The following is an 18996-nucleotide window of genomic DNA, read 5'->3' as shown; positions in this document are numbered from 1 at the left end:
CCTCGTGAACTTACAAGGGTTACCAATATATACTGATGAAAATGCACAACAAGACGGCACATTTTTCACCCTCAAGCACACGAATGATACTCATGGAAAAGCTAATAAATGGCCGTCCCTATCAGGAAACTGAACAAGGCCCACGTTTCAAGCCGTGCGCTCCAAACGGTGTACTGGCAAGGCTTGGTGACAAGTGGACAATCCTTGTCTTGTCACATTTGGCGGTCGCGCCTGGTTACCGGCTACGTTTCTCAGCCCTCAAGAGCGGGATTGAGGGAATAACACAGCGCATGCTGACGCTGACGGTTCGTAACCTGGAGCGTGACGGGCTTTTGGTGCGGCATTACTTTCCAGAAGTGCCTCCACGCGTGGAGTATGAGTTGACGGAAATGGGGGCGAGCATGCTCCCTGCTCTGGAGGGTTTTACCTCATGGATTAGGGATAATTGGCCTACCATAGAGGACTGCCGCCAGGCTTATGATGCGAAGCATATGCTCGATAAATCCATTCCACGTGACTAGCCCGATTATCCTGTGCATCGCTAAAAAATATCTGGGCACAATCATAAAACCCTGAAGGCGTGGAAGGCTGCTTGAGCTCTGCGCTGGATACATGGCATATGGAGGTTGGGGAGAACGTATGGGCCTCTGCCCCCCCACAGATCTTGGAAGTCCAATGGAGCACAAAATCAGCCCAGACCATCTCACTCCAGATGAATTCGCGTCGATGATGGAAGAGTTCGATAATGCTGGTGCGTGGATGCAGGAACAGCTTAAGCGCAACGCTCAGGCTCAGGCTCAAGCTGACCTGCGCCCGAACCTCGGTCGTGAAAACAGTCAAACACTCCTGCCCGAACCAAACCCAGACGAGTAGACGTAAGACCCCAAAGCAGTCTGCTAATGTTTGGGCTTGGATTTTAGCAATCCAATTCTGTCTGAAGCTGCGTAGCTAATGGAGTCGCTGAGCTGGGTCTGCATCTCGTGAAATTTGTCTTCAAGCGCCGGATAGCGGCCAGCCGCGCGTAAGGCTTCGAGGACTTCGAGCATCTCGACAGCTTCTTCGATAGTCATCTGAATATCGCAGTACACGCTTTCACTAGTCACGGTCTCTGACCTCTTCAGTGGCGGCATTCCGGATAAGTCAGAGCGCCAAGTGTCCCCTAAACCTAAATGTGTCCAACGCCGCTACGATTCGCAAAGCACATGCCTGGCGAAAACCATCAAATCATTGATGCCGTCACACTTCGATCTGTCGAGGTGTATTCCGGTGATACCTACTTCGCGCGGGCCGTGACAATCGCAGCGTAGCGAATCACCCACCATGATGACTCTGTTCTCACCAAATCCATTGTCGGATTCGACGCCGATCATTTCGCAGGTTGCCTGATACATCTGTGGGTCTGGTTTAACCAGGCCAATTTCATAGCTAAATCCGAATGCATCCATGGTCGGAAATAACGTTTTGACAGCGCGACCGTATGGATACGCAAGGTTGCTGCAGACTGCAACCTTGCGACTGCGCTCCTGCAGCAATGCGACGGCCTCTAGGGCATCAGGGAATGCCTCAATGGAGCTGACTTCATCCTCAAGAATTTCCTCGATTTCAGCCAGCCGAGAAGGATGAACGCTGATGCCCAAGTGATCAGCCGCTTCGGACAAACCACCGTTAAACCTCATCAAGTTTTTTGCGTCATCGGGGCTCGGACGACGTCCGTTCTTAAGCCCCTCTTTCAAAAGCTGTCGGTACGGATGTTTGCCAGGATTGATTTGCAAAATCGTCCCGAAAGCATCCAGAAGCACGGCCTTGTATCTCATCATCCGTCACCTTGTTTCGAGGCAGGAAATCGGGCCACTCAGCAACCAGACCTCACGAAGTTTGCGTGAGACTACCCAAGCGCAACTGGGCGGCCCTCACCACGGTAGCGTCTGCCACCTTCCTGAAACCTCGGCCCATGAGTATGTAAATGGTGCCGGCGGTTTCGAATACTCCATCCTGGTTGTAGGACACTGCGAACCCAGACATGACGCTGTCCCCAACGCGAAGCCGATGGCTGCTATCTATCTTGACGTGGTGGGCATACATGATCATTGGAAGCATCGGCTTCGGAAGCGGCACAGCCCCATCTGCGCTGACTACATCAAACAGTATCCAGCCTGAAACCGCGCACCAAGGCTTACCTGAAACCTGGAGCTTTTTCTCGATCGCCGAGGCGGCTAACGAAGAAGCCCCTGCCATGGAGTGACCTTCTAGAGAGATCATTTCAAAGAACGGTATTAGCTCCATGGTCATGCTCCGGGCAGCGTCAGCAGGTTGCATGCCGGCGCAATCAGTACGTACGCACTGCCTGTGAGAGTTATTGCCACAAGGTGATCGGCTATCTCGACAAACTCCAAGACATCGGACGTTCGTATCAAGCGACCATTTCGAAACCTATCCTTATGGTCAAAATAAACTCTGCCGACCAGGCTAAATCCATCAATTTCAGGCTGGTGCAGAAAAGCCGTAATCGCACGGCCAAAATTGATCAAGGAGGCGTCTGATACCTCAATCGGCACACGCTCATTTGATGCCATTGAATCAGCCTCTAGGAATGCTCTGTGACTATCACGTAGTGATCCTTGAGGCATTGACTGCGCACCAGCATGAATCCGTTCTTATGCATCAAAACGGTAACAGGCGGAGTGGCAACCGTCATGCCATCGCTGATGACGCCTGAGCGGTCTAGGAACGCCTCAGCAGCGTACCGATCGCCTATTCGCGCTGCGCTACAGAGGTATGCGTCTACGCTGACACCCCAGTCAATGTTACTGGCCACTAACACCAGCGGAGGAACCGCCGGCGGCTGAGCCAAGCGCATAATCTGCCTATTGGTCATGAAGTGATCTCCACAATCTTGTGCGGGTCGAAACCAGTTTCTTCGCCGGGATACCCCCGCTGATTTGAAATCACCCGACATTCGCCAAACATGGCATCGATGGATCGATGCGTATGGCCGAAAATCCACACGTTGGCTTTTTCCACCAAGGAATGCCAGCGATTGAAATAGGCTGCGCTGACATGACCATCATGCTCATCGCCGGCAGCTTCTTGTATCGGGCAGTGATGGCTCACTACGATCGTTGTCCCCTCGAAAGGTGTGCTGAGCTCACGGTCAAAAAACTCACGAGTCGCCCGATTTTTTGCAATGAGGTCAGCAGGGCGAAGGCGGCGATAATTGCTATCTGCCCGGATCATTTTGAAGTCATTCATCACACTCGCGCAGATCATCGATGCTGCGACCACATCGCCCGTGGACGTGAAATCCGTCCACGCCGTTCCGACCAAAAACCTGACATTGTCATGAGTCCATGATTCGTTCTCCAACACATGGACATGAGGCGCTGCTGCAGCCTTCATCTTGCTCAAGGTGCGATCAAGGTGGCCTCGGTAAAGCTCGTGGTTACCGCAGCAATAGATGACCGGGCAAGTGAACATCTGATTCGCCCAAAGCACACCCCGAGCCTGCAGATCGATGTCTCCAGCGAGCACAACCAGGTCGACCACGTCGTCGGGTTTCGGAAACGGTGCGAATTCATTGTGCAAATCAGATAAAACCAAAATTTTCATGACAACTCACGGGTGTGCTGCACAGCTTGTTGTGCCGCTGAGGAACGCTTGGTGATCAGAGCAGGGAAAGCCACCAATGATCGGTTTATCGGTATATTGAACTGACCGCAAAGACGCTCCGCACACTACCCACACAAGGTTTTCGCGTTTGCTCCACCTATTGGAAAGGAACGCGCGCCTGCGCCATGCCAGGCAAATACACAATGCCAGTCCCCTTGAAGCAACTATATACAGTGGAAGGGGACTAGGCAACATGGCTTTATCGTTGGCTTTGGGGAAGCTCCATGAACCTTAGGCTCGCGATCGGCGCAGTGCTTCGCACGCTTCGCAGTAAAGAAAAGCGAACCAGGGAGAGCCTCGCCGAGGCCAGCAGCCACACCTACCTTGCAAGACTGGAACACGGAAAATCAGGTATTACCGTCGAGAAGCTTGAGCTCATAAGCGAGAACTTCGGGATCAGTCCCCTCACATTTTTGACTCTCGCCTTGGCGACGAGTAAGGGGGAAACGACCGACAGCCTTCTGCGCCAAGCGCGCACCGAACTGGAAAAATTCGAGGCCGACGGCGGACTGGACGAGATCGCCAATCAGGTCAAAGACGGTGAGCTGGTCGCACGGCTACCCGGTAGGCAGATGGACTCGCAAAGGCTGGAGGACGTCCTCAGGTGCAAAGTCCAAGGGATGTCTCAGAAAATGACCGCTGAAACTTTGGGGATCAGCAAGCAGACCGTCAATAAGCTCTGGACGCGCGTCAATGAATGATCCGCTGTATCGTGTCTCACCTGTCCCCACCTAGGCAATCCGTATACTACGAATCCTCAGTTCGCTCAGGGAATGCTCAAACCTGCCCCACCTTTCGTCATAGCAGAGTCATGTATCTGAGGCACAGAAGGTAGGAGTAAATGAGAGTGAAGGCCACAGACCAACCAGATACGGCTCAACAGGCTGACATCGGAATCGACGACCCACAATTGCAAGAGACAGATGCAGAGCCTGACGTAGCCGCCGATGACGAGCCCAACCGTTTTGAGTTGGAACTGGCGTCGATCGAGGACTTTCAGGAAACGAAAATCGCCCGTTTGTTGGAAACCATCGATACGCTCGAATTTTACTCTCTCGACACCCAGTTCAGTGCTCTATCCAGGCAGGCTCTTGCCGAAGGTCAGCGTGGAGCGTATCGGGCATATCGAGTGCTGATGGTGGTGTGCTCCTACCATTTTTCCGTTGATCGCCAGGATGCCTTCGGGCCAAGATTGACGAGGGACGGAATGCGCACACCTATTCCCGCAGACATCGCCGGTGAGCAAAGCCACGTACTCGCCGCTGTTGCGGAGACGATTGATCATCCACTCTTACGTGCGCGGGTTGCGGATGTATCGTGGTACAACCACAAAAGCCTCCACATATGCGCCGGCTTATCCATCGAGGCGTATTGCCAGGCGATCGAGTTTTATCTCGACGATAAGCTCTCCTTCAGCTACGAGCCACCCTCTGGCCTGTCTTCCAAAATCGTAGATCTGCTCCACCGGGTTTTTCATATTATCTCCAGCACCGGAAAGCGGAAAACTCCACCAGAGATTGCTGTGGCCTTATGGAAGCGCTTGTACGCCCAAGCGGATGAGCTGCAATGCTACTCGTCGTTCGATCGACTTGCTCGCCTAGGGCAGGCTTTCAGCCTTATTGAATGGACGCTGGTGGCGCAGGACGCAGAGAGGTTGGCAAACAACTCAGAAGCAAATGACTATGCGATGGCGGTCAAAGTGCTATGGGATCTTGCCGCTCAGGCTCACCAGCTGTCCAAAGATCACGAGGGCTTCAAACGCTGCAAGCTCAGGTCGATAGGACAGACCCTCAAAATGGGAGAAGGAGTGAACAGTTTCCTGGCCAAAGCGAGCTGGACGCGGGATGCCATCCGCGAGCTTCGGTCAATCCCAGGAATGCAAAGAGAGCTGGAAACCCTGAAGGCCGATCTGCTGGAGCAGCAAGCACAGGCCGCTCATGAGTTTTCAGCATTTTTAACCCCCATGGATCTGAGCGAAGAGCGCCAGGGAACCATTGATATTTTCCGAAACCTGACACTTCCAGACTTCTTTTACAGGCTTGCCCATGTTTGCAGTGTGCCGCAGAAAATGGCGTTGCATACAGACATCATCAAAGATCGCAGCGATTCGTTCCTGTCCGACCTGTTCAGTGGACGTATATACACAGATGTCTTAGGTCGCGTGGTCAACCAAGCGCCTGCCGTTAACCTAAACGAGACGCCACCCCCCGAGTGGTATGCGCATGAAAGCCTGATTCCTCTGGATATCCATTACCAAATGGCAGTCGAAAGCCGAATCAAACCTGCTGCTCAGACGTTGCTGACAAAATTCGCTGTCGACGATCGCCATCTGATGGCGATCACTTCGGCCAGCCATTTCGTTTGCCCAGGGTTCGAACACATTTATGCCTTGGGCCTCGCGCGCTTTCTCCAAGGCGACATGATGTCTGCGTGTCACCTGCTATTCCCTCAGCTAGAAAACTCTCTGCGCCACGTGCTTAGCGACTCAGGTTTCGATACGTCGAAACTCGATGAAGAGATGCTGCAAGAAGACAGGTCAATCAGTGGGCTATTGAAAAATCGACGCGATGAGCTGGAGTCGGTTTTTGGTGTGGATCTGATCTACACCATTGATCTTCTCTTCAATTTCAAGGGAGGGCCATGCCTGCGCCACGAACTGGCGCATGGAAAGTTGGCCTCTGGCAACTGCTACCTTCATTCAAGTGTCTACGCATGCTGGTTGATGTACTACCTAGCTTGCCTGCCACTTCTCGCACACTGGAAAACCCATGTCGCACCACAGCTGGAGGAGATAGCGCTTTGAACCTCTCTGCAAAAGCAGTGCAGCGTGTGCCTGGAATTCACAAGCGATGCCAAGCTCCGTCAGATAGCTACTCTACATCTGGAGGAATCGACCTCCATCGGCAGCCTCTGATATGCCTAGCCGCTGGAGGACTTTAGCTACTAGAGTTGTGCAGCCAAAGCCAGCAACGGAGAAAATGCAGCTTATGAATCCATCGTTTGAGGTGCTACTTACGATCGCTACCCAATGGAAAGAGCGTCACAGAGAATGCCTTGGCGGCGTTGTACTGTTTTGGGAGGGCGAGGCGTACGCCTGGAAGGATTCCCTGCGGGACGCTGGACATGAGCGACCAGGTGTGCACGCGATTGACGAAGCGGGTAACGTATTTATCGCAGAAGGCGGCGATGACTATAACGGTGCTAAATGTTGGGTTGTCGTTGACAAGGCTATGCATCAGCGTTGAAGAGCTTCGAGTGCGTCTGGCACATCCAAGGGAGATTGCCTTGGCGGGTTTGATCCGTCCACTAAGACAGTGGAAGACGAGCCGCGCTTCGCCACTGAGGCAGTTTTTACACTGCAACTGAGGGTTGAGAGCGATCTTGGGCCCTCTTGGAGACGCTACTCTGCTGGCTCGGACAAACAGGGCATCGAGCGCAATCTGGCGTGGAGGGATCGAGCACCTATCTCTCCGACTTGCATCCGAAGCGATGCCAATACCAATCTGATGTGAAGCCGCGATTCCGTCCTCAATCGGTTGGCCGAGGATCGTGCTGATCTCGGCGGTGCCTTCGCCGGGGCGGCCCGCGATACCCGTAACAACTTTGGCGTCCAAGCCGGCGCGCAGTTGCAGCAGCCGCTGAAAATAGTGAACCGTACGGCAAGGTATTTGGCTGCTCGGTAGGAGCGTCCGCCTAGGCCCTGCTCGATGCGACACGTCAAAATGCCGCTCGATGCTACTACGTCACCGCGTAAATCGCTTGTTGATGCGTTTGGCCAGCGGCTAGCTAGACTGAGGTCTTTGACTTCAAAAAGGACGCTAGGATGATCGAGTCACCCTATGTTACGCACCGTGAAATCTTACTGAACGGTAAATATGGCACTGCCTACCGCCTTCAAGAGTTCATCCTTTACCAGTACGATCCTGAACGGTACTCATTTGAAATCGATCACCATCGCGGGGGATTCGACAGCAGACACCTTCAGATCTACCAAGACATGAAGCAATGGTTCGGGGACAACGGCCTTTCATCGACAGGCTTCAAGGAGCTCGCTGAGACCATCCAGGCGCGTTGGGTCGGACAGGCCGAAGCCAACCGTGCTGACCTTCTTCGCTTACGTGAAATGCGTCCAGAAGATTATCCGAGTGAGCCGGGGGCAGATCAGCTGGATTCCTACCGAACGGAGCTAGCGAACCTTGAGATGTTTCATCAACGTTATGTAGACAAGGGCTACCTGGACGCCGATGGCTAGAGCTCAGTCAGGCGAAGGGGTCGATGAAAAATTTCTGGCGTAGTAGTCGATCAATACCGAAGCCTGCGTCCCCTTCCTGAAATTCAACTGCTCGCTCATGTCGAGAGATGGAAGCAGGTGGATCAACTGGTCTTCAGCAAAGAGCTCAACAACGCGCTCCGAATCCAGCCCATCCACGAGCCTGCCAGTCATCCTCTGAGCCGCTTCAATCGTGGCGCCGATCAAAACGTCTGCAAGCTGAACAGCTGGACTCTGTTTGGAATCAACCTGTGTAACAGCGGTTAACTTGAGTGGAAATCGGATGCTCGCAATTGCAGACTGCCGAAATTCAACCTCGTCGGTGTGATCGATTTGGCGCTGTATGAGATCGTGGTAGATGAGCAGATTTTTCGACTAATCATGCTCGACCCGATACCCCTCCCTCCAGCCCCTTCACTGCCTGCGAAACAGTAAAGCAGCCGTAACGCACACCGTCCTTAGCACGCGCTGCGACGTTCAAAAAAACGACAGTATTACGCTTATTCCTGATAAATCTGAAAAGGTCGATCAGGTGGGCTCATCCAAACGGTGGCCTGCAACATACCGCACTAGGCAGGCGGCAACTCAGCGGGTAGCTCCCCGGCTCGCGCGCGGTCAGCCATGCTCACTACGCAGCGCTCGATGAACTGAAGCTCCTGCGTGAGCTCAATGGCGCGCTTTTCGAGCGCCTTCAACCCTTCCCGATGCTCCTTTTGTACCTCTTCAGGTGCTCTGGCGAGTCCTGCCAATTTCCTGCGGCCCTTCTCGATTTTTTCATTCACCTCTGCAAGGTACCTTTCTCCGAAGTCCTTTTTTTTGCCCATGAAAAGCTGGCATTCCAGGAAACGGATCGCGTCATAGATTTTCAAGACCTCACCACTGGTCTTGGAGTGCACAAAGTTCAGGCTTCCTTCATCAAAGGCGTGATGCTCCTGGTTTTGGCCGCCCCAGTTCACCAGATCATTCTTGATGAAATTGAAGTGCGATAGGTCGTAGTCAATGAAGGGTTCCACAAGCTTGAAGGTGTGCTCAAGACTCACCTGCAGGTACGTACTCTTCTTGAGCTGCGATTTGTTGAAGTTCGCGGTGACCTGGACGCCGTTCTCTATACAGAACTCCAGTACCATGGACTCGAACCAGATCCGGCAATACAGCAATGCTTGCCGAACGTCGAAGACCGACATCGCCACGTGCACCTTTTTCTGAAAACCACCTGCGTGATCAATGACCACGATGCCTTTATTCGTATAGCTGAGCACATGGTTGGCGTGCTGGTCGCATTGAGGATGACGGTCAGCGATGATGCAGAAGCGCTCCCAGAAGAGGCGATCATGGGTGGTCACCACCATCTGGATCCGGCGCAGGTAAGTGTCATTGAAAAACAGATCAATGATGTTGGATCGGTGATCTGTGTCGATCGCATTGACGACGTCATCAAAGACGATGAGCGGAAAATTGTTTTTCTCAGCCATCGCTAGAAGAATCGATAAGCCCAATGCCCTCAGATGCCCCTCGCTGAGCACGGCAAACGCATCCAGCAGAGATCCGTCCACGTTGGTAATCTTGATGCGGTAGCTCTCCGTGAGCCTTTCAAAGGTCAGTGTCTCTATCTGCTCATGGTCATCGTCATGATTATTGATCGCGCGGTAGTACTCGGCAGCCTTGGCTTCGATCCCTGTGATGCGCGCTTTTTCGAGCTCTAGCTTGTAACCTAGCAGGTCGCCATACAGCGTTCGGTATTCAGCCTCAAGATCCTTGAGCAATTGGTTGAAGTGGCTGTTATCCACCGAGTCATTGAGCAAAGCCGTTCTCTGCCCTATCAGCGCAAGCATCCTGTCATTGGCGTCTGTGAACCCGGTTAGCGCCTGGGTTTTGAGGTCAAACTGTCGTTTCAGCGACTCATCGACCTGCTTGAGGTGTTCGATGAGCGCATCCAGACGAGCCGCTTGAACCTCCGCCTGATCAACCTCCCGTTGCTTGCGCTCGCAGGCACGCAGATAGGCCTCGATCTGGACTGTACTGTCAGCGCAGAGCGCGATGAAAGCATTGAGGACAGACGCCGCCACTGTCGAGCGGTCAGTGGCCGTATGGAACTCTGTGAGCACCGCTTCCAATGCGTCCATCGCCAGTGGGCAGGGTACATCGGCATAGGCATTGGACTTCACGGAACTAATCCCGGTAGCGATCCTTGAAGCCCAGAGGACAACTTGAGCATCATTTTTCTGTTTGGATTGCTTCAGGGCCTCCAGAGCCCCGAGCGCCTTGATCTGGTCACGAGCCCTTTCAAACGGGTTCACTGTGACTTGGTCAAGGGGCGTCAAACAGGCGGGACAGGTCTGCTCAGACGGCTGTTCGGTGGCTTCCAAGGCTTCCAAGGCTTCAAAAACAGCGCGATAGTTAACGTCACTGGCCCTTTGCAGAAACAGTGTTTCGATCCGCGTTTTGCGGTTGAGCAACCGCTTGGCGATGGCAGACGTACGTGCAACATGTTTGATGGGAATGACCACCGGTGCTTTGGCCGCTCGCAGTCGCTCGGCTCCACGGATGTGCATGTCTATCGTCTTGCGCAGCCGCTGTACCTTTGGACGAATGTCGAAATCCTGATCAGCCCGCAGCCCCAAGAGCTGACAGGTTTGCGAAATCGCAGCGTACAGATCTGCCCTGTGCTTGCTCCGCAGTACGCCTAGCTCTGTTCGAGCGCGTTCAAGGTTCGTCAGGGCCTCGGCCTGGTCGGCACGCATGAATGCCTTGAGCGTAAAGCTGTCAGGGCGCACGAATCGGGAAATGACTTCCTGAAGCTCTTCCAGGCCGAACAAGGTCGCCAAGACATCACTTTCGGCACTGCCAGTGTCCTTGGAACCCAGGAGCGAAAACTCCTGAAGGCGGTTGCGATCAATGAAGCAGCTCGACCAACTGATACTGGGCGCAATTTTGAGTTTATTCGTTCCCAGGAGAGCGAGCTGGGGCTTGGTTTCTCCTCGCGCAATGTACGGCTTGACCTTGGTCTTGCGCCTGGCGGCTTCCTTGATGTCCCCAGTGGTGCAAATTTCGATGGCTTCACAGAGCGATGATTTGCCGCCGCCATTGGGCGCGTAGAAAATGTTTTTCAGCTTACTGAATCGAATGAACGTGCCTTTGTCGTCGGCACCAAACTCGCCAAAGCCCCGGAAATTCCTGACGCGTAGGTAATCCAATGCCCCCAAGCCAGAGGGGGGTATCCGATCCAGTTCAGGCCTTTTATCGAGCACTTTCTTGAAGCGAGCAGCGACACGCTGGTAGTTGCGACCCAGCAATTGATCCGAGGCCGTGGTGATATGCGACTTGATGTGGTCGGAGTAGCGGCCCTTGCTTTGGTTGGCCTGGTACATACACCAAAGAAGCACCAGGTACGCATCAGTACGCCCCTCAAGGTTCTGCCTGGCAAAACTTAAAAGGTATTGACTCATTGCGCCTCCTCCCTGATACGCATCAGCGTAACCGGACTGGCATCAGGAAGCCATTACCGGGCGTTCTGGATGGGCCGCAGTTCGGAAAAACTTGGGCAGTCTCGTACAACATGGGGGATGCACCCAACCTGACTCGCAGCCCCAGATACAGAGATATTGATCTCATAGTCTGCTCCCAAGTACGGTTTGGCGGCCTGTATACTCAGGACAAATAGTGCTGCATCAACGCCGTTCAGGCCTAAAGCATCCATTTTTGATAATACCGAGGAGGTACCATGCCAGTTGACGGGCCTCTACCTGGGACGGGTGATCAGCACGACATCAATGCCGATGCATCAGCTTGTCTGATGGCTCGTCGTCCAAGGGATTGGCGACTCCAAAGCTTGGAAGGGACTGACGATTATGGTTATGACTTCCAAGTGCAGACCACGCCAAATCAGCAAGTGACGGATATTTTCCGCATTCAATTAAAAGGCACCCGCTCACCGAGCCTGACTACAGATGGCGAATACATATCGGTCGTTCTGAAAGCCACCACCGTCCGGTACTACGCCCGAGCTGTCGAGCCCGTGCTTCTGGTGATCTGCGACCTTTCGGTAAACGAGGATCCTGTTGATTGTCCTCTTTACTATGTCTGGCTCAGGGATGAGCTGATTCGGCTCAAGATCGATGATCTGCCTGCCGACCAGAAAAACGTGACCTTTCGCGCCCCAACAAAAAACCGTTTGAGGAGAGACACTGATCTCTCCGACGGCATTCTGTACCAGAACGAGCTGTCTCGGATGGGGCACATGCTCAGTCAGCGCGCAGAGCAAACACACCCAGGGATGCAAGCAGATGACCGCTTAACGCTGGTTCAGGGCGTGGTAAAAGGCGTGGCTGCACGAGGCTCCGCACTGATGAACGCCTTGGCAGGCCCAACGGAAGACTACTGGGTCAACCCAGCTCGCGGCACGCTTGCCTGGAACCTGACCCAGGCCAAGGCAGATCTACGGGTCACCGCGCTGGATCGAGCAAAGACTCAGCTCGATGAGGCAGAGCCAAAACTCGACGGCTCGGCCACCCTTGAGCGCGCAGAATATTGGCGCCTACGTGGCAACTGGCAGGTTCAAACAGGAGATAACCAAGCGGCGGTCTCTTCCTACCAGAACGCGTATGAGGTAACGCCGCTACCCAAGTTTCGAGCAGCCCAGGTGGAAGCAGAGATCCGCATCCGATTCGAGAACGATAGCGACTCACTTGCAGAGCTTCATGATCTACTGGAGGGTGAAGACCCAGCCATCATTGCCATTCGCTCCCGGCTGCATGCCGTGCAAGGGCATTTCGAGTTGGCCGTTGAGCAGGCGAATCTGCTTGTGGAACCTCAACGGTCTTTCGCCAGAGCGTTTGCACATTGGCTGTCTGAAGAACCGGAAAATGCCCTGACGGACTGCGAGGCGGGCCTTGCAGCCTGTGACGCGTCCGATGACCTTCGTGAGCTGTTGCTGTTGCTTAGGGCCCGAGCCAAATTTTCCCTCGCGGTGGCCACCGCCACCACGCCGCGACGTGAATCTATCCCACCCTCAGGTCTTCCGGGTGTAGACCTTCAAAAGCTTGAGGAAGCCTGGGCTGCGATTAACGATGCTGTCCTGTCCATAAAGGCATCTGGCTGGGGTTCCAATATAGAGCAGCTTGTCGACATCTGGGGGGCGACAGCGTCCGCCCTTGGCAAGGCAGAGTCGATACTTGCAGACCTGAAGGATGCTGCGCAGAAGCGTCCGGACTTGCCCCACATCCATGAGGTCTTACGGGGCATTGCGGGTCAATTGGCGGACTTCACCCTCGCGTTGTCGGCAAATGATCAGTTGCCCGACTCACCTGACAAGCAGCTCTGGAGCACGCTTCTGCTCTATGAAACCGGTAGATTTCGGGCATGCTATCAAGGCTTTGGCGCATATGTCGGTGACGTGGATCGCAGCCACCCCCTGTTTGGGTCGGCTGTCACCGCCGCGTCTATTTCGGCGCACAAATCAGTTCAGACCAGCCTCGTGAACCAGTGGATGGGGCTGCTCGAAGCTGATTCTGCTCTGGCCCCCGAAGCCGCCCTCGCACAGTTTTATCTCCAGTTGGAAATCAGCAGGTTGGCCAAGGATGAGGCGTTGAGGACGCTGCAGGCCAGATATGAAGAACTGGATCGGCCCGTCAGTATTGCACTCACCCTCATCCACGAGCTTGACCCTACCGATCCGCAGAGCGCGCAGGCGTGTGTTCGACTCTCCGAAAGGATCACTGAGCACTATGTCCTCTCGCCTGCGGTGGCTGCGAGGCTTGGGTTGGCCCTGGTGACCTTGAAAGATTGGCAGGGCCTCGTAGAGCTGTGTCAAAGCAATCGAGTCCGGGTTGAGCCTGGTGATCGAATGGGGGCCTTCGAGGCGTTGGCACTTGATCACCTGGGCGAAACGGAAAAGGCCCGCGATCGGTTGTTGAGAATTGTCGCCACAGGATCTGACGATCCACTGGCACTGAACACCTATGCGACGATTGCCACACGTTGCGGCTACGTCGATGACGCCATGGAGGCAGCGGAAAGAGCGCTCGAAACTGCGAAATCCAAAGGGGAACAATTGGAGTTCGTGAAGTTACTGTTCTTTCTCATTCAGTTTTCCGACCCAACGAGCGACCGGCTACTGGAATTGGCCCTGCGAGCGGGCGAACTGGTGGATCAGAGTGTAGAGAGCCAGGAAGGCACCTATTTGATGATGCACCTGACCGGCACTCTGGGTGGACGCAGTGACATCGACCTTGCCAGGGATAGAGAGCAGTTCCGAACACGCGCTGATGCATTCTTCAGGAATTTCCCGAATTCCCGGATGCTCTGGAGAGGCGAAATTCGAGAGGGCGCCTCTGGCACGGAGTTGCTGGAAAGCCTGAAAGCACTGACTGGAATGACGCCCGACAGAGAAGCGTTCCAGAAACGGATGGAACGCTCCTTACAGCAGGGATTGAATACCGTCCCTTTCTCGTGGCGCCCGCGACTGGTGCTGTCTTACGTTTGCGATATCGTGCATCTGTGGGAAATTGCCAAGGTGTCCAGCCGGGATGATTGCCAGTATCACCTGACAATGGTCAACGATACAGGTTGGCAGCCGACCGGTGCCGATGATCTGCGCAAGCGAGTGCCTTTGCTGGATTGGACAGCACTGTTAGTCCTTAACGACTTGGGGCTGATCGACGCCGTCATCACTTTCTTCGGTCAAATTGCGGTGGCCAGGGCCACGATGGAGGAGCTTGCCGAGTTCACGAACCCCGTATTTGGAAGCCCAAAGCGAAGCAAATGCTTGGAGCTACAGAACGCCTTGAAACCCCATCTCGCTTCGATCCTCCAGCCCTCCCCTCCAGAGGAAGAAAGCGAAGCATCGCCCGCCAGGGTCATTGGGCGTAGCAACAGTGAAATCGTGGAAATACTCGGCAAAGAGCCGGAACGGTACCGGCTCTATTCTGATGACGAAGCGCTGCGGATATTTTGTGCCGCTGGCGCCGAGGCCGATGGTTTCTGCACGCTTGATGTTCTCGCCGCACTGACGGAGGTCGGGCAGATCTCCCCCATTGAAAAAGCCGGCAAAATTGCGCAGCTGTGCGAATGGAGGGTCGGGGTAATCGTGCATCTGTCCGAGATTGTACGGCTGCTTCCCCCGGCTGTCTTTGCTGCACGAACCGTACGTCAATCCGTAGAAATCCTTGACGCAGAACCCAGGTTCATTTCAGTAATCTCGGCGCTCTGGGATTACCGCGCGCCCTTTGAGAAAGCGTTGGGGCATGCAGCATCGGTGCTACGTATCCTGGTGGATCAGGCTTTGCTTCCTGAGATTGGGCTAGCCGCGCTGATGCGACACTGGCATGTCAAAGCAGCCATGAAAAGTGACGCCCCTAGTCAGGCCGTTGAGACCATCGTCATTTTGATCATCGCCGCCGCACTCAGGGGGCATTTGCCAAAGGCCAGCGCTAAAGGACTCTGGGCGGTTTACAGGCTGTTGGTGGAGTCTCACCATGGCGATCAAATGGATGAAGGTCTTGAGAAAGTGGCTATCCGGTTGCTAGGTACGAGATGTGCTCAGTTGGAATCCGTAGAGGCCGGAGAAGGACTACGAATCTTTACCGCGCTCAATGAGAGCCTAACGAGGGATACGATTGACCAGTCCGAGTTCGCCAACGCTTACACCACAGCACGAATAGCGGCACAACGTCCCCAATTCAGACGATAACTGCGGGGCCGCAAGGGCTAGAGGCATGCCCCGATGCGGCTTCGCTGTGGTCAAGGCTAGCGGCGCCATATCTCGTCGGCGGGCCTGCGACACGATCACAAGAAAGTATTGCGGACTGTGGCCCTCAATTGCGCCGCCTCCATCTGTCATTCAGCCATTCAAGTAGCTCAAGACATTCGGTGAGTCGGCCCCTATTCACTCGTCATCAGAATCACTGCTGTGCCAGTCGTCCTCTTGGAAATAGGCATCAATGATGCCTACCTGCTCACGGGAAATATCCGGCAGCTGCCGCAAAGCGTCAACTAAGACAGTTGCCCGCTCACGCTCGACGATGGGGTCTAACACCCGTGAGGAAACATTGATCGTACTGCTCGACACCCTGTCGCTGTCGGCGTGCGCCATTCCACGAGACGCTGAAGCCTCCAGGTACCTGAGCAGCATGGCGGGGTCACTCAAAATGGGTTGATACAGCTCACGCACACGCTGCTCGCCCACGATGTCGATGAGGGGACGGATCAATAACTGCTGCTCGTCAAAGTCGAGCAGGTCAGACAAGCTCATCAGCATTGCCTGCTCAGCGACATCGCTCTGCAGCTCCGCTATCACGGAAGGCTCAAGCCCCTCCATATGCGTTCCGTGAGGCAGGTCACCCCGAATCCAGCGCAGCAGATGCAGCGCAGTAGGAACACCCCGCGCCTCCATGACGGCTGATCTCAACGCCACCTCTCTATCAGGCGGTGCAATCGTCTCAAGGAGCCGCTGCAGCGTCGATGAAACCCGCCAGTGGTTCGGCATTGACAGGAAGCCGGCCTCGTCTGCCACCACAAGCAGGGTCTCCGATACGCTCAAGATGGCGATCAGTAGCTGGGCTGCCCGGTCGCCGCCAAGGTCACGTGCCATGCGGGAGATGAAATCCAGCAGCTCACGGGCCTTGGAATGACCATCCTGCCGGCGGGTGCTTTTGAGACCAGCCCATGCGTCCGAGAACTGCTCCGGATCAGCCGAAAGCTCAATCAGCTGATCAGCCTCCGCTCTGCTGAGTATCGACTCCGGCACCCCGAAGCCAAAGTACACGGGATGAAAATCATCGCAGCTCAGGTTCATGCGGCGATACCCGTCATACCCGCCATAGTACTGCCGGTTCAGCGCAGCATCGATCTTAGGAAACATGCGGCACATCAGCGCACGCACCGCTGCCCTTCTGTTCTCGGGAACCTGCTCAAGCCATGCATTATGAAAAGCCACTACGCTCTGCAGATCGTCTCCGATCTGGGGTGAGCCGGTAAACATCTGGCGGTGTTGCCGGATTCGCTGGTAGGCGATGGGCTCGAAGGTTCGCAAAAATTCCAAGGCCACAAAATCCACCCAGTTGACCTCCCCGACAACGGCTGGAAAGGTCACGCGCAGAACGTTCATGATGCGTACGATGTCACGAGGCTTCTGCAGGTATTGCTCCAGGCCATCGAAGAAGATGTTCTGGAAGTACCTGGGTGCAGCATCGGGCGCACGTACGGCTGAAAGCAGGTTGTTCAACTCTTGGGAGAAGTGAGTATTGAGCTGAGCCTGCGAAATGATCGGGAGCTCAAACGCTGCCTGCACGATTTTCTCCAGATAGGCCACCCCGCTCGCATTGACCGCATTACCTATCGCCTCGGCCACTACCTCTCGGTCAAAGGACAGCAGGTACAAGACATTCGGGAAGTCGCCCAAGGCTTTGACGACCTTGAAAACCTCCAGCATCTCTGGTGGCGTCAACCGGTCGATGTCGTCGATGACGATCAGAACACGCCGGTCAGCCTTCGCCAGGACTTTGCTGATCTTCGCCTTGGCCTTCGGCACATCCATGGGCTTGCGACCCAGCATCTTTAGGAAGGGGGTGAGCACCTTATCCAGCCAGGAAATACCGGTTGAGTAGGTAACCGCCTTGGAGATTGCGCCCGCGTACTTAGCGAGCATGTCGCCGGCATCGCGCAACACACCGGATTCACCGATCAGTGTCTTGTGAAACTGAGTAAGCAACTGCCCAGCCAGCTGATCTCTGCCATTGAACCACCACGGGTTGAACTCAACGATGAGAGGCGGTGCACCCGAACTTTGCGTCAGCTCATACCGGATCAAATTGAGCAGGCTCGACTTCCCGCTACCCCATGGGCCATTCAACGCCATCACGACACCGGTTGGGCTAGGTGTCTTGCGAATCGCCTTGGCAAGTGATCGTGCAAATGGGTAATACCCAAAGGCATCATCGTCAGGCGCCAGGACGGCCCGATCTGCGTCGAGGTCGCTCTGGGCAAGTTCACCTGGGCGATTCGGTGGGTCGCCATCTTGCATGGACTGCTCCTACTTCGTGTGGGTGGAATGAGGAAAGTCAGAGATGAAAACGCTGCCCGATTTCAGACGATCCCGATGCGTCTCATACTAATAAAAACACTAACCCATCGCATGAGCTGGATTTAGAACACGAGGCTTGCCGGAAAAAGTACGCCTATCCCATAGCAGCTAGCTGCAAAGCCAACACCTGACGCAAGCGCAGTGCCCGGATGCGGTGACGGGCGGGCCGTATCGAGATAAGTAGGCAAATGATTGCGAATGACGCTGATTCCGTTCCAGATGGCGTAAGCTGCGCTCAATCCGTCATCTACCGGGACGCTCGGGTGTGCAGAATCACGGCCTGAGCCTGACGATGAGCCAGCACCATAATGATCTCCTGTCTCCACAGGGTGTTGAATTTTATCCAGTCACGCTCGTAGCTACCTTCGGGTAGGCGCGTCGACCCGAGCGAAGCAATACTGAAGCGCGTTCGCCAAGGTTCGGGGATGCTTTCATCCGTGATGATTCGATGACCACGGACAATGACTGCCGATACACTGATGAGATCAATACTGCTCAAGCACATCTGCTCGGTCTGTTGCTCCAGGTCGGAAAGTGTTTTGAGGGGTTGAATGGCGTCAGCATCCCCCAAACTAATCCCCTTCAATTTGTCGATCGCTGCTCGCCTCGCGCGCTCGCAGATTAACATTGCCCGATTGTCCATCCCGGTATCCTCATCAAGCTTCATTCAGCGTCTAAGTGAGCATGAGCTTGCTCCGCCAGAAGAGTCGCTCATCGGACAGTTAAAGGCCTTAGGGCTTTCCAGTACTGCGAACATGAGCATGCTCGAACGGATCGTTAACGGGAACCCTTGAAGACAAGCATAACTCTCTCACAGCAGCCAGCGTTTCTGCCTAGGAAACCGCGCCAGCTTTACGGACAACGAACTCAACTTCTGCAAGTTAAAACTCCACCATCGGGGCGGCGCCATCCGCAACAGCTGGGGCAATGCAGCGCCACGCGTCAGTGAAGGCGACGTGCAAAAAACGCGCACCGACATTGG

14 protein-coding genes are annotated in these 18996 nt (G+C 54.7%); 7 read left to right on the top strand and 7 right to left on the bottom strand.

Annotated elements, in window-relative coordinates:
* Window positions 1–92: 92 nt before the first annotated feature.
* Window positions 93–521 carry a winged helix-turn-helix transcriptional regulator gene (locus ACWKWX_RS02265; RefSeq protein ID WP_483826921.1) on the top strand — a complete coding sequence of 143 codons (429 nt, stop codon included), beginning with the start codon at window positions 93–95 and terminating at the stop codon, window positions 519–521.
* Between the two features lie 154 nt (window positions 522–675).
* On the top strand, window positions 676–873 hold the full coding sequence (locus ACWKWX_RS02260) for a hypothetical protein (RefSeq protein ID WP_483826920.1): 198 nt from the start codon (window positions 676–678) through the stop codon (window positions 871–873).
* A gap of 23 nt (window positions 874–896) precedes the next feature.
* On the opposite strand, the gene ACWKWX_RS02255 is transcribed toward ACWKWX_RS02260, so the two are convergent.
* The 4 genes from ACWKWX_RS02255 to ACWKWX_RS02240 all read right to left on the bottom strand — a co-directional run bounded on the left by ACWKWX_RS02255 (window position 897) and on the right by ACWKWX_RS02240 (window position 3606).
* The gene (locus ACWKWX_RS02255) at window positions 897–1070 is read right to left on the bottom strand and encodes a hypothetical protein (protein WP_483826919.1); all 174 of its coding nucleotides are present in this window, start codon (window positions 1068–1070) and stop codon (window positions 897–899) included.
* 114 nt (window positions 1071–1184) lie between these two features.
* Complete coding sequence (locus ACWKWX_RS02250; protein WP_483826918.1) at window positions 1185–1817, bottom strand: HAD family hydrolase; 633 nt, start codon at window positions 1815–1817, stop codon at window positions 1185–1187.
* A 49-nt stretch (window positions 1818–1866) separates the two neighbouring features.
* The gene (locus ACWKWX_RS02245; RefSeq protein ID WP_483826917.1) at window positions 1867–2283 is read right to left on the bottom strand and encodes a DUF6957 family protein; all 417 of its coding nucleotides are present in this window, start codon (window positions 2281–2283) and stop codon (window positions 1867–1869) included.
* 588 nt (window positions 2284–2871) lie between these two features.
* The gene (locus ACWKWX_RS02240; RefSeq protein ID WP_483826916.1) at window positions 2872–3606 is read right to left on the bottom strand and encodes a metallophosphoesterase; all 735 of its coding nucleotides are present in this window, start codon (window positions 3604–3606) and stop codon (window positions 2872–2874) included.
* Between the two features lie 284 nt (window positions 3607–3890).
* Between ACWKWX_RS02240 and ACWKWX_RS02235 the strand changes: the two genes are divergently transcribed.
* From ACWKWX_RS02235 to ACWKWX_RS02220, 4 genes are all read left to right on the top strand, one after another.
* Window positions 3891–4367 (top strand): helix-turn-helix domain-containing protein, encoded by a 477-nt coding sequence (locus ACWKWX_RS02235; protein WP_483826915.1) that lies wholly within the window; start codon window positions 3891–3893, stop codon window positions 4365–4367.
* A 140-nt stretch (window positions 4368–4507) separates the two neighbouring features.
* On the top strand, window positions 4508–6469 hold the full coding sequence (locus tag ACWKWX_RS02230; protein WP_483826914.1) for a DUF7380 domain-containing protein: 1962 nt from the start codon (window positions 4508–4510) through the stop codon (window positions 6467–6469).
* A gap of 175 nt (window positions 6470–6644) precedes the next feature.
* On the top strand, window positions 6645–6911 hold the full coding sequence (locus tag ACWKWX_RS02225; protein ID WP_005755310.1) for a hypothetical protein: 267 nt from the start codon (window positions 6645–6647) through the stop codon (window positions 6909–6911).
* A 578-nt stretch (window positions 6912–7489) separates the two neighbouring features.
* A complete protein-coding gene (locus tag ACWKWX_RS02220; RefSeq protein WP_483826913.1) occupies window positions 7490–7918 on the top strand; it encodes a hypothetical protein in 429 nt (142 codons plus the stop codon).
* A 587-nt stretch (window positions 7919–8505) separates the two neighbouring features.
* Here the strand turns inward: ACWKWX_RS02220 and ACWKWX_RS02215 are convergent.
* Window positions 8506–11382, bottom strand: a complete 2877-nt coding sequence (locus ACWKWX_RS02215) for an AAA family ATPase (RefSeq protein WP_483826912.1) — start codon at window positions 11380–11382, stop codon at window positions 8506–8508.
* A gap of 275 nt (window positions 11383–11657) precedes the next feature.
* Here ACWKWX_RS02215 and ACWKWX_RS02210 point away from each other — a divergent pair, with 275 nt between their 5' ends.
* On the top strand, window positions 11658–15623 hold the full coding sequence (locus ACWKWX_RS02210) for a DUF4365 domain-containing protein (RefSeq protein ID WP_483826911.1): 3966 nt from the start codon (window positions 11658–11660) through the stop codon (window positions 15621–15623).
* Window positions 15624–15818: 195 nt separating this feature from the next.
* Here the strand turns inward: ACWKWX_RS02210 and ACWKWX_RS02205 are convergent, their stop codons facing one another.
* Together ACWKWX_RS02205 and ACWKWX_RS02200 are read right to left on the bottom strand one after the other, a co-directional pair.
* Entirely contained in the window at window positions 15819–17954 is a 2136-nt protein-coding gene (locus ACWKWX_RS02205) for a KAP family P-loop NTPase fold protein (protein WP_005755301.1), read from the bottom strand.
* Between the two features lie 307 nt (window positions 17955–18261).
* Window positions 18262–18681, bottom strand: a complete 420-nt coding sequence (locus tag ACWKWX_RS02200; RefSeq protein WP_483826910.1) for a hypothetical protein — start codon at window positions 18679–18681, stop codon at window positions 18262–18264.
* Between the last annotated feature and the right edge of the window lie 315 nt (window positions 18682–18996).

The organism is Pseudomonas imperatae, from assembly GCF_057128625.1.
This window is presented reverse-complemented; position numbering and strand designations above follow the sequence as displayed.